Source organism: Bdellovibrio sp. HCB185ZH (assembly GCF_047302455.1).
Lineage (GTDB): Bacteria > Bdellovibrionota > Bdellovibrionia > Bdellovibrionales > Bdellovibrionaceae > Bdellovibrio.
Genome location: NZ_CP178624.1, coordinates 2979310 through 2991304, shown reverse-complemented (window position 1 = coordinate 2991304; position 11995 = coordinate 2979310). Strand labels below are relative to the sequence as shown.

Here is an 11995-nt window from a genome sequence, read left to right as displayed (position 1 = left end):
GACTACGCCAGACTTTTTGAGGATTCGTGGATGATCTCACCAATTGCCACGTTCTCCAGTGAAGATACGGCAACTTCCCATCGGCCTTCCTCGCAAAGGCCGCTAATACCAGCAGACTCATACGAATCATTTAAAGCCGCACGTAGTTTTGGCAGCAATCGCTCTTTAAAGCGCTCTGCCAACTCATCGCAAACCTTACAATCCAACTCAATGCCCAGATGCTTCTCACGCCCTTCGGCAGTCAACACCCATTCACGCACCATCCACGGCGGATCATGTCTGACATGCTGAACATGACCACACTCAAGTTTTGCAACCCAGTGGTTTTCCGAATCAGTGAGATAGCCGACGATGCTTTGATTCATACCGTCCTCTGGATTTAGATTAATTAGTTTCTGGGCTTAGATGAGGCGCCAGGGCACTTTGCAGTTGTTTTACGATGGCGGCAGGTCCCGCGATGATTGAATTCTTATACGGATTGTATTTTTCGCCGCGATAAGTTTCAACAACTCCACCTGCTTCTTCGACTAACAAAATCCCTGCAGCTGCATCCCACGGCTGAATATTACGCTCCCAATACCCATCAAACACACCGCGAGCAACTTGCGCTAAATCATAAGCGGCAGCACCAGGGCGACGCACACCGCGCGCTTTACGAACAACATCGGTGAATATTTTTAATTGTTCAGAAATAACATGCTCGTGTTCTGCGACGAAACCCGTTGCCAACAAAGCGTCTTCCAGTTTTTCATTTTTAGTGATGGAAAGCTTGCGACCATTCACGTAAGCACCTTCACCGCGAATCGCTGTGTATGTTTCATTCAGCATCGGCACTTCAATCACTGCAAGCTGAATTTGTCCGTTAATTTCTAACCCTAAGCTGATACAAAAAATTGGAAAGCGATGAATGTAATTCGTTGTTCCATCTAACGGATCTAGAATCCAACGCCCGCGGGCCCCTGCGGTTTCCCACTGGACTTTCGCCCCAGCGGCATAAGATTCCTCTCCAAGAAACTCTATGTCAGGAAAATTTTTCTTTAGGTAATCGGAGATGACTCGTTCTGATTCTTTGTCGGCCTCAGACACAAGTCCAGCCTGGAATTTGTGTTCGATGTGCTCTAAGTTACCGAAATAATTGAGAAGCACTTCTCGCCCCAGGCTCACAGCTTTGATTGCCGTACCTAAGACCTGCTTCCAATCTGTTGATTTTACGCTGCTTTCCACGATGTACCTCACAAGTCAGGACCGTCAGGTTATTGACCGGTTCCAGGACTTAAAGCTACCATGGATGTAAGGCCAAAGGAAGGGCCCTAAACTTAAGCATTTACGCGGGTTTTAACATTATGAGGATTCAAAAAATGGCAGCGAAATCAGATACGGTTGTAAAACTAGTGATAGTTTTGTTCATCTCTCTTCTTTCTTTTTCGGTGGGTTTGTTCGCCGGTAAGAACTTTAGTGACAACCAACACACGATTTCACAACTTGAGCCAAGTAAAACAGCAACTCGTGAAGTGGCGTCTGAGCACGGCGCGACGGCAACTGAATCTAAATCTGGCGCGATGACTGATGAAGAGATCGCAAAGCTTGCTGAAGAGTTCGTTGCTGACGAAAAGCCAGTAGCAGCCGGTCACGGTGAAGCAGCGGGTGGTCATGGCGAAGCGGCTCCTGCTGTGGGCCATGGTGAAGCTGCTCCAGCACACGGTGCTCCAGCTAAAACTGAAACTGCAAAACACGGTGAAGCTCCAGCCGCTCACGGTGCTCCTGCAGCAACAGCGGCACACGGTGAAAAAGCAGAACCTTCTTCTGTAGCAAAAGATTTGGCAGCTGGTAAAGCTCCACAAACTCGCACAGCTCCTGCGGCTAAACCAGCAACTGCTGAATCCCGCATTCCTTCTTCATTGCCGCAAAACGTTGCGCAATACACTGTTGGTAAATTCACAGTGCAAGTGGCTTCCTATGCTGATGAAGCTGAAGCACAAAAATTTGCTTCTGATTTGAAAACAAAAGGTTACAGCGCATTCTACGTACCAGCGAATATCAAAGGTAAAACTTGGTACCGCGTGAGCGTAGGTCAGTTTGCAACTTCTAAAGAAGCTGCTTCTTACAGAACTGAATTGATCAGCAAAGCCAAAGTTTCCTCTGCGATCGTTCAAAAAATTACTGAGTAATCTTCCTTACTCGGTCCACTCCGGAAAAATCGGAGTGCACACAATCAAACTCGCAAAAAAAACCCTATCTTTTCAAAGATAGGGTTTTTTGTTTTTTAGAGGTAAGTTTTCTAAATTTATTTAGGGAGAGTCGTAGTGGAAAAACGCTCCGTCATCTCTTTTAAATTAAGTTCTTCCAGGATCCAATTCAAACGATCGGCCGCGCGTTGGCGAGGGCCTTCTTTTTTAGTAGCAATGATCAGTTCGTTTTTCATGGAATGTTCGAATCCAACAAGCTCCGTAACGGTCACTTGATAGCCATGGGCTTCCAATCGAAGACTGCGCAAAACATTCGTCAGGTGGCTACCGAATTCGCGGGTATGAATCGGATGGCGCCAGATTTCTGTCAGCGGACTTGCAAGTTGCTTGGCTTTATTTTGACGAAGGACTTTGGCCATTTCGGCCTGGCAACATGGAACGAGTACGATGTGCTTCGCTTTTTTCTTCAAAGCAAAATCAATGGCGTCGTCAGTCGCGGTATCGCAAGCATGCAGTGCTGTCACCAAACCGATTTTTTCCGGCAGGAGTTTAGATTCAGTTGCTTCCGCCACTAACAAAGGCAGAAAAGACATGTTTGGAAAGTTTAACTTTCCTTGCAACTCGACGGATTTTTTAACCAGTTCCTCTCGGGTTTCAATACCGTACACGTGACCTTTGCTGGTGAGGCTTTTAAAGAATAAATCATAGATGATGAAACCCAGGTAAGACTTCCCCGCTCCATGATCGACCAGGGTAACGTCGTCACCCGTTGCTTGAAGGTCTTTCAACAAGGGCTCGATGAAATTGTACAGGTGATAGACCTGTTTTAATTTTCGGCGACTGTCTTGATTGATTTTTCCATCGCGGGTCAGAATGTGAAGTTCTTTGAGTAACTCGATCGACTGACCGTCGCGCATTTCTTCTAGGGGTTTTTTCATGAATCGCTTCTATCTTTTTTTAAAAGTAAAGTACACTACCAAGCGTAATAAATTCCGGTACGAATAACTCCGCCGAACGTGGGATTCGGATCAAGCTCTTGTCCCATCAAACCGCGACCTTCAGCAGCGGCAATCACACCGAAATATTTCGTGAAATCATAAGAGATATCTGCGCCTGCTGCCAAACCGCCCAGAAACTTTGCTCCTGTGGTATCTTTTTGGCTGGCGCCAGACAGGGTCGTCGTTATGTCTTCTTTATAAGTTCCAAGACTGCCGCCACCGTAAACCGAAACTCTCATCGATTTTTTCTGTAAACGCCACAAATGCCAACGTCCCCACAGCAACATTTCTTCGTGATCGCGTTTGATATTCAATGTGGAGTTGCCAGATTCCTGACTGAATTTAGAATATTCAAACAAAACTGACCAGGCATTCGTGCGATACGCAAAACTCAAATTCTGTGGCTTTTGTTCCATATAGTTTTCAGCGGAGTCTTTTTCATAGCGAATATCTAAAGCCAATGGATACAATTGCAACTGATTCAATTTCGGAATTAGTACAGGACGCTTCATGCGCGTCTCTTGAGGCGCAGAAGACGCAGCTGCAGCTGCCGCATTCGTCGCCGTCTGAGCGTAAGCATTCAAGCTCATAAATAAAGACAGGACTGCTAGAACCAATTTCATTTCTTAGCCTCTGTCAGATCAAAGCGTTTTCCAGAAGCCACACAGGTCTTAGCCGTATTCTCTTCTGTAGAATTCACAACCTCGGCCAGGAATTCACATTCCTTTTGATTCAAATCTGGAATCACACTTGCCAGAACCGAAAGAAAACGTGTCGGCGGATAATAACCTTGAGAATCCGTATCGATGAAATCCTGACGATAAACAGGCAACGCCGTCACAATCCATTTCGCAACTTGCTTACGCATCTCTTGAGGGTCCACGCTGCGAGCATCAGCAGCTGTCTCAGTGAAAAGTTTTAACAAGCGAGAGTACTGCGTACCCAGACGATAAGATTTATCGCGCATGTCGTCCTCATACTGCGAACGATCTCTGTAATTTACATAAGCTGCAGAGAAATCACGGAAGCGTTCAGCTTTCACCAAACTTACCACTTCATATTCAGCGACATTCAATGTGCGAAGGCCTTTAAACGCAGGCAAAGAAAAAGCGATGAAATCAGGATCGCCCGTATAAATCCATCCCCACACGTCCGCCAAACCTTCATTCAAGGCACGGTGGAAGTAACGATTGTAATAACGCTTTACCAGTTTTTCAGAAATAACCACGGCGCGACCATGACCTTTTTTAAGACCACCGTCATCCAAGCGAGGATTTGCTGCCGCTCTAGTGCTCTCGTCAACAATGCCCGCTGCTTGCATGAAGCCCGTGCGATCGTGAATAGAGCCCGTGTCAGTTTGAGTATCACTTGGATCATCAAAGCCCTTCATCACGAGCTTAAAAAACAAAGAATGGAAATGTTCGTGGGCTAAGATCCCACCATTCACCGCAATCGGAAGATCGTCTTTCGTGTACGGTACGATCAAAATAGAATCCGTCGTCCCATCGTAAAGGGCATTGTTCGTAAGACCACTGGATTCACGAACTGCCACACCGATATCACGGGGCCAGTGATTCACTCCCCCAGCTCCCACTTCTTCATCCAGTTTTGCCAGATTTTGCATGTGCGAATAGATCGCAACAAGCTGCTGGCTTTGATCGTTGGCAGGGATGTATTTGCCTTCGGAATTTTTAATGAAGCGGCCTTGAGGAGAGGGACCGTTCAGGCGATTGTCCAAAATGCGCGGACTGATAAAAAATCGAACGAAGCGTCCGGAAACCTCACGCAAGTTATCCAAGCCTGAAAGCTCGATGAATTTCAGCGTGTAACCATTTTTGCTATCATTGACTGGCGACAGAACTTCGACCGAGCCTGAAACTTGTGACGTGTCCTCTTGGCCGGAACAGGCGGTGACAGCCATAGCCAACAAAACGACAGCAGTGATTTTAGGAAGAACGCGCTTCACAAAGTCCTCTCCAGGCACTATAAAAAAGGTGCCCCGGCTGGTCTTCGACCAAATGCGTTATAGTTTTAGCGGAAGTTCACAAAAAACTCAATGATAACTTAGGGATAGACAAACTTTGTCAGTCCCACTAAAACTTCGACACCTGTCTTTGCCAAGGCTACGACAGGCAAGGCCCGCCTGGGATGAGGAGCATCTTGTGGATGTATTGGAATTTGTTACGAAAAATTTGAATCCGGCGCAGAAGGAAGCAGTTGAGACCCTGGAAGGGCCGATTCTGATTCTGGCGGGAGCAGGTTCCGGTAAGACCCGCGTTCTTACTCATCGCATGGCTAATATGATCGGCAACGGCGCTGCGAGCCCCGAAGAAATCCTGATGGTGACCTTTACAAATAAGGCTGCCAAAGAGATGGAACATCGTATTTACAAGCTTTTGACGGAGCTTCAAGTTCCAGTTCACAGCCAGCTTTGGATTTCCACTTTCCATAGTTTCTGCGTTCGCGTTCTGCGCCAGCACGTAACACTTTTGGATTATAAACCGTTCTTTGGAATCTATGACTCTTCTGATTCGCTTGCGCAGATCAAAAAAGTTATGACGGCTTTGAACATCAACGACAAAATTTATCCTGCTAAAAACTTCCAGGGCCGTATCAGCAGCGCCAAGATGATGGGTTTGACTCCCGATCAATTTGAAAAAGGCAACAAACGCCTGATGGATCAAAAAACGGTTGAGGTGTACAAAGCCTACGAGAACGAGATGAAAAAAGCGAACAGCATGGATTTCGATGATCTTCTGATGAAGACTTACGAACTCTTCCGCATGTATCCAGACATCTTGGCGCAGTATCAGCAAAAATTCCGTTTCATCATGGTGGATGAGTACCAAGATACGAATCACATCCAATATCTTTTGGTGCAATTGCTGGCAAAGGCCCATCGCAACCTGTGCGTGGTCGGTGACGAAGATCAATCGATCTACTCGTGGCGTGGAGCTGACATCAAAAACATTCTGGATTTCGAAAAAGACTTCCCAGAAGCGAAAGTTGTGAAGCTTGAGGAAAACTATCGTTCTTCGGCGAATATCGTGAACGCGGCAACAGCCGTGATCAAAAACAATTCGCAACGTAAAGACAAAACTCTTTTCACTTCCAATACGGAAGGCGACCTGATCAACGTGCGCGAAGAGCGCAATGAATATGATGAAGCGAAATTCGTCGCAAAAACTATTCAGACGATGATGAACGAAGGCGAAGGCTCTTACAATGACTACGCGGTGTTTTACCGCACCAATGCGCAGTCTCGCGTGCTGGAGGAACAACTTCGTACTTTTGGCATCCCCTACCGCTTGATCGGTGGCGTGCGTTTCTATGAACGCATGGAGATCAAAGACATCATTTGTTATTTGAAACTTTCCATCAATCCTGCTGATGATATTGCCTTCAAACGCATTATCAATGTTCCCGCCCGTGGTATCGGCAAAACGACAGTTGAGAAAATCGAAGAGCTGGCTTTCCAAAAAAATATGACTTTGTTGGAAGCCGCGGAAAAAGCCGTCAATGAACGTGTATTCAATGCAGGTACTTCTGGTAAAGTTCGCAGATTCCTGGATTTGATGACAGAGCTTGCTGCCAATGCAAATTCGTTTAAGCTGACTGATTTCTATCACATCGTTTTGGACCGCTCTGAATACTTGATGGCTTTGAAAAAAGACGAGTCTCCAGAAGCGCAAGCCCGCATCGAAAACTTAGAAGAACTCGACAACGCCATCGCTCAATTCGCCAAAGAGCGTGGCGAGGAATCCACTTTGACCAGCTTCCTTGAGGAAATGGCCTTGGTGAATGATGTCGATTCCCTGAATCAGGAACAGAACTCTGTGACGATGATGACACTGCATATCTCCAAAGGCTTGGAATTCCCGTATGTGTTTGTCGTGGGCTTAGAGGAAAATCTTTTCCCAAGCTCGCGCAGTGCTGAATCAGAATCGGAAGAGGACGTTGAGGAAGAACGCCGCCTGGCCTATGTCGGCATGACTCGCGCCCGTCAGAAATTGTGGCTGACGTATGCAAAGATGCGCCGTGTATGGGGTCAGGAGCAGTTCAATCCTCCATCGCGCTTCATCAAAGAAATCCCGACGCAGTTTGTGAACTTTAAATCCGCAGCGGCTGATGCGCCTCGTTTCGTCTCGCGCTATGGCACAAGTGGTAGTAATTCCGACGAATACTTCCCAAGTGCGTGGTCTTCCTCGGGTTCCAGCGATCGCAACAAACCTCGCTCGGGTGGCGATGACTTCGATACGCAAGATTTCCCGGATTACGATGACATGGGCTCTTCCAGCAAGAGTTCTTACTCTAAAGGAATGCGTGTTCGCCATCCTACCTTTGGAGTCGGGACTGTGTACTCCACTGAGGGTGCCGGCGATAATTTGAAGGTTAGCGTCATGTTCACGGATAATACCGTTAAAAAATTCGTGGTTAAGTACGCGCGTCTTGAAAGAGTTTAATAGAAATCCGGTTGACTCCTTTTTGATTAACAACAATCATTTTTGTTGAACAATTAAAGGAGTCTCATCATGAAAAAACTTTTTGTAGCAGCAACATTGATCGCTTCTGCAGTTTGCTCTGTAGCATCTGCGAAAGATTACTCTTCAACTTCATTCACTTCTTACAGCTCTCAGCCGTTGAACGAAGTAACAACGAACCTTACTCAAGGTCGTTTCGTTTCTGGCAACCAGGTTGTTGATGGCGACAGCGGTACAGCAATCACAGTCAGCGCTTCTTACCTTCGTTATTTGAAAGACGGATGGCAAGTGGGCGGCGAAGGTGGTCTTCAACTTCTTTCTAAAGCATGGTCTGGCACAGGCGAAAGCGAAACACTTATCGACCTAGCGGCGATTGGTGCTTACAACTTCCAATCTGACTTGAAAACTTCATTCTTTGCTAAAGCTGGTGTGGGTTTGTACTCTGTTTACGATCACACTGACTACGAAAACCAATTCGGTTTCTTCATCGGTGGTGGTAAACGCTTCCAAATCTTTGACAGCATCACATACACTCCAGAAATTCGTCTTGAGAAAAAAGGTGAGTTGGACATGGGAATCAACATTGCATTCCTAAACTTCTCTCTTTTCTGGAACTAATTGTTTCTTAAAGTTTGAATACGAAAGGCTCTGGGCAACCAGGGCCTTTTTTATTTTGCAGGTCTGGTTTTCTAAAACTACTGGGCTGGAGTCCTACCCGGAGTCACGAAGCTTTTGATTTTGCCTTTCAAGTTGTTACGCTTTTAGTATGACAACAATTAAGTATTTCATCGTGGTTCTTAGCCTCTTAGTTTCTGCTGCATCTTTCGCGGCACCCCGCCCCGGATTTAAACTTATCGGCCCTAAAGCTGTGACTGAAGACAACGTCAAGTTTCGCTGGATGAGCAATGACGGTGAAATTATTCTGAACTGCTCCCACGTTTACGATCGCCCCGACGCTTGGGACTGGGATGTTTGGTGCGGTAAAGGAACGAAAATGTTTCGCGAATTCCGCGTGCATTTCCTGGTTCAAGAATACAATCATCCAAAGCTCGAGAAAAAAGCATTCCAAGTTTTGTACTGGGTGACGGATCGCAACTCTGAACCGCGCAAGTTCGATTCCATGTCGCAGTGGTTACAGTTCAACGGCAAACCAGATGTTGAGTATTTCAGTTTCTCTGTCGGCGTAGAAAACGACTACGGCATCCTCGAACTAGATTACCGTCCTTAAACAGGTAACAGTTCCCTTTTCGGAATGCGATGCATTCCGAAAAGGGAACTGTTACCTCGGAGCCTTCGCGGACTTTAATTGATTCCATTCTTCTAGATAGTGATGCAGCTCTGGCTTTTTGATTCTATCCGCAGGCGGGCTTACGTATTTTGCATTCACGCCGTCCCAACCTGTGTAGTTGCGAACGTTGCCGTCACGAGACGTTTCGAAATTTGGTACCAGATAAGTTTTGCCACCGCCATCAGGAATATCCACGGAGAGATTCGGCATCGCTAGCCCTGATAAATGCCCCCACAACTCTTTTTGAATTTCCAAAGAATCTTCAATCGAAGTGCGCAGGTGATCTGTTCCTTGCGAAGGATCGCACTGGAACATGTAGTACGGTTTGACTCGCAAGAATAACAAGCGACGATTCAATGCTTGAACTAAAGCAGGATGATTGTTTACGCCGTTTAGCAACACCATCTGATTCATCACGGGTACACCGTTATCCACCAGCTTTTCCAGACCAGCAGCGGCTTCCGCGGTTAATTCATTGGGGTGATTAAAGTGCGACATCAAGAATACGGGCTTGTGCTTCTTTAGGATTTTCACCAAATCATCGGTGATTCGCATCGGGCACACCACCGGCATACGTGAACCGATACGGATAATCTCGATATGCTCGATCGCACGCAGGTCACTCAGCACGCGATCTAATTGACCGTCACTCACCGTTAATGGATCGCCCCCGGATAAGATCACTTCGCGAATACCAGGATGAGATTTGATATAGCTGATGGCTTTTTCGTACTCTTCGTTACGAATGAAAGCTTGTTCCTGCCCCGTAAAATGTTTGCGTGTGCAGAAGCGGCAATAAACACTGCAAATATCTGTGATCAAAAACAACACGCGATCGGAATAGCGATGAATCACGCGAGGAGCAGGATTGTTTTTACGCTCCCCCAAAGGATCCAGCATTTGCTGCAAACCTTCTTCGATTTCAAACTTTTGTGGCATTAAGATCTGGCGAATGGATTCACCTTCACCGCCAGCAAGGCTCGCATAATAAGGCGTTGTACGAATATTAAAAAGCTCGCTGCCTTCGCTGAAAGCCGCACGTTCGTTATCCGTCAGTTCAAAAGCTTTTTCAAAATCAGCTTTGGTCTTAAGCGAATGACGAAGCTGCCAAGTCCAATTGTTCCAATCAGATTCAGCGATATCAGCAGGTTTACGAGAGTGAGGGAAATGCAGCTTCATTGAGAGGGTGTTATCAATGAATTTACGTCTATGCGCAAGCGGAAGCGCCACAAAGTGGCATTTTGGCGGCTTTTTCAGAATCACGCCTCCTGTAGACGTAACCTACCGATTTTCCGTAGGTATTTTCAATTCTCAGAGTGAAACTCCAGAAGTTCGACATGTGAGTTTTTATAGGACACCGATCTCAACATGAGAATAGACAAGATATTCGCGGGGTTATCTGTGGCAGCTTCGGCCCCCTGAACTGGCGCGCACTTCGCTTTACCTTCTAGTAGGAAAAAGGGTCTGGAAGACCCATTAATTAGGAGGACTTTATGAAATTCAACGATACACAAAAGAAATGGGCCATGACCGGTGTTCTATTAGCCGTGCTTGGATTTAATATCTCACCACCAAAATCTGTGAAAGGTTTTTCATTTACAGAGATGGCATCCACTGAAGACGTGAAGGTCGACGAGATCACTCGTGAAGACGGTGTCTATGAAGCCAAATACTCAAAGTTCAATGATAACCAAACCCTCGTTGAATATCGTAAAATCCTAACCGAATCCGGCGCCGAAGTAGATTGCGACACATGTATGGATAAAGCAGTCATCGACAAGCCATTCTCGACACGCGTTGATGTCCTTAATATGAATCTAATGAAAGTAATGTCCAAAGTTGAACCAAAAGCAGTTGCCGCTTCCGAATCCCGCGGCGAAGCTCGCAAACGTTCTGCTCGAGGCGTTAAAGAAGAACAAGTAGTAAAAGAAACTAAGAGAGCACCGAAAGAAGAGGAAATTGAGAAAGAAGAAGAAACTTCAGCATTCTCTGCTTCCCTAGCTTCTATTGCAGAATCATGCAAAGCAAAGAAAAAAGGCATGAAACAACTTGAGTGCTTGTCTAATGGTCTTGCTAAACTTTTGGAAAAAACTGATTCTGAAGAAATTGAAGACGCAGCAGTAAAATCATTCATCCAACGCAAAGTTCTTCCACTTCAAGCAGACATGGTTTTGAAAAACAGAAAAGCTCAGTACGAGTTCGCACTTAACGGTGGAGATGAACCAGTTGAAACGACATTAACAATCCTAAAACCAATGGAAGACATCATTGCAAGCATTCCTGAAGACCACGCTCAACTTCAAGCCGCGCTGGTTAAATCTTCCGCGGCCGTAAAAGCAGCTGAATTGAAATTTATTGATAACTTGAACGCTCGTGCAAAGAACTCAGAAGGCACAGAAAAGCTGGAATTAACGAATGAATCTAACTGGAGAATGAATACTTCCAGAACGATTGACAATGATTTACAAAAAATGATTTCTCAAGCTTTGTATGTGTCAGACGGAATGTCTCAAGCAACTAAATTGTCTTCAGCTCTTCAAGGGCAATTGAACCAAGTTTGGGTAGATTACAGCAACGGTCGCCTAGGTAGTACTCCAGAAACTCTACAGATTGGCGATTCAGTTTACACTCGCGTGCGTGGCAACCCAATCCAAACACAAATGCAGACAACAGGAGTAATTGTGCCTAATACACAATTCACTCAAACGAATTTGATGCCGATCCAAGTCCCAACGAATAACGGTGTGGCAGCAGCTCCGCAACAACAACAGATGTTCGCGCAACCGCAACAACAGGTTCAATTTGTGAACCAACCACAACAACAGTTCGTAGGTCAGCCGCAACAGTTTATGCCGCAACAACAATTCGCAGTACCTCAAACTCAAGCAGGTGTTGTGAACATGGGAAATCTAAGAACAGGTGGCGTACCATCGACAGTTGGTAATGGTATCCAGGTAGTTCCTCGCCAGTAATCGCGATGAAACTACAATAGCAGAATCCTCCAACGGGTCCATGACGGGCCCGTTTCCTATTTCTGCAGAT

General features: G+C 46.0%; 11 protein-coding genes. 5 read left to right on the top strand and 6 right to left on the bottom strand.

Annotation, left to right across the window (positions count from 1 at the left end):
* Nucleotides 1-2: 2 nt before the first annotated feature.
* Both ACLSU7_RS14625 and ACLSU7_RS14620 read right to left on the bottom strand, forming a co-directional pair.
* Complete coding sequence (locus tag ACLSU7_RS14625; RefSeq protein WP_413292657.1) at nt 3-365, bottom strand: DUF3565 domain-containing protein; 363 nt, start codon at nt 363-365, stop codon at nt 3-5.
* A gap of 19 nt (nt 366-384) precedes the next feature.
* The gene (locus ACLSU7_RS14620) at nt 385-1224 is read right to left on the bottom strand and encodes an inositol monophosphatase family protein (protein WP_413292656.1); all 840 of its coding nucleotides are present in this window, start codon (nt 1222-1224) and stop codon (nt 385-387) included.
* Nucleotides 1225-1358: 134 nt separating this feature from the next.
* Between ACLSU7_RS14620 and ACLSU7_RS14615 the strand changes: the two genes are divergently transcribed.
* Nucleotides 1359-2168, top strand: coding sequence for an SPOR domain-containing protein (locus ACLSU7_RS14615; RefSeq protein WP_413292655.1), 810 nt, complete (start codon nt 1359-1361; stop codon nt 2166-2168).
* 116 nt (nt 2169-2284) lie between these two features.
* Here ACLSU7_RS14615 and ACLSU7_RS14610 read toward each other — a convergent pair whose 3' ends face one another.
* Genes ACLSU7_RS14610 through ACLSU7_RS14600 form a run of 3 tightly spaced genes read right to left on the bottom strand, consistent with a single transcriptional unit; the run spans nt 2285 to nt 5150 of the window.
* Complete coding sequence (locus ACLSU7_RS14610) at nt 2285-3124, bottom strand: class I SAM-dependent methyltransferase (protein ID WP_413292654.1); 840 nt, start codon at nt 3122-3124, stop codon at nt 2285-2287.
* Nucleotides 3125-3159: 35 nt separating this feature from the next.
* Nucleotides 3160-3807, bottom strand: coding sequence for a hypothetical protein (locus tag ACLSU7_RS14605; RefSeq protein WP_413292653.1), 648 nt, complete (start codon nt 3805-3807; stop codon nt 3160-3162).
* Nucleotides 3804-5150, bottom strand: coding sequence for a hypothetical protein (locus ACLSU7_RS14600; protein WP_413292652.1), 1347 nt, complete (start codon nt 5148-5150; stop codon nt 3804-3806). Before ACLSU7_RS14600 ends, ACLSU7_RS14605 begins: the two co-directional genes overlap by 4 nt.
* A gap of 196 nt (nt 5151-5346) precedes the next feature.
* Here ACLSU7_RS14600 and ACLSU7_RS14595 point away from each other — a divergent pair, with 196 nt between their 5' ends.
* From ACLSU7_RS14595 to ACLSU7_RS14585, 3 genes are all read left to right on the top strand, one after another.
* The gene (locus tag ACLSU7_RS14595; protein ID WP_413292651.1) at nt 5347-7647 is read left to right on the top strand and encodes an ATP-dependent helicase; all 2301 of its coding nucleotides are present in this window, start codon (nt 5347-5349) and stop codon (nt 7645-7647) included.
* A 69-nt stretch (nt 7648-7716) separates the two neighbouring features.
* The gene (locus ACLSU7_RS14590) at nt 7717-8283 is read left to right on the top strand and encodes a hypothetical protein (RefSeq protein ID WP_413292650.1); all 567 of its coding nucleotides are present in this window, start codon (nt 7717-7719) and stop codon (nt 8281-8283) included.
* Nucleotides 8284-8431: 148 nt separating this feature from the next.
* Nucleotides 8432-8893, top strand: a complete 462-nt coding sequence (locus ACLSU7_RS14585) for a hypothetical protein (RefSeq protein WP_413292649.1) — start codon at nt 8432-8434, stop codon at nt 8891-8893.
* A 51-nt stretch (nt 8894-8944) separates the two neighbouring features.
* Here ACLSU7_RS14585 and ACLSU7_RS14580 read toward each other — a convergent pair whose 3' ends face one another.
* Nucleotides 8945-10132 carry a KamA family radical SAM protein gene (locus ACLSU7_RS14580; RefSeq protein WP_413292648.1) on the bottom strand — a complete coding sequence of 396 codons (1188 nt, stop codon included), beginning with the start codon at nt 10130-10132 and terminating at the stop codon, nt 8945-8947.
* A 314-nt stretch (nt 10133-10446) separates the two neighbouring features.
* Between ACLSU7_RS14580 and ACLSU7_RS14575 the strand changes: the two genes are divergently transcribed.
* On the top strand, nt 10447-11925 hold the full coding sequence (locus tag ACLSU7_RS14575; RefSeq protein WP_413292647.1) for a hypothetical protein: 1479 nt from the start codon (nt 10447-10449) through the stop codon (nt 11923-11925).
* Nucleotides 11926-11995: the final 70 nt, after the last annotated feature.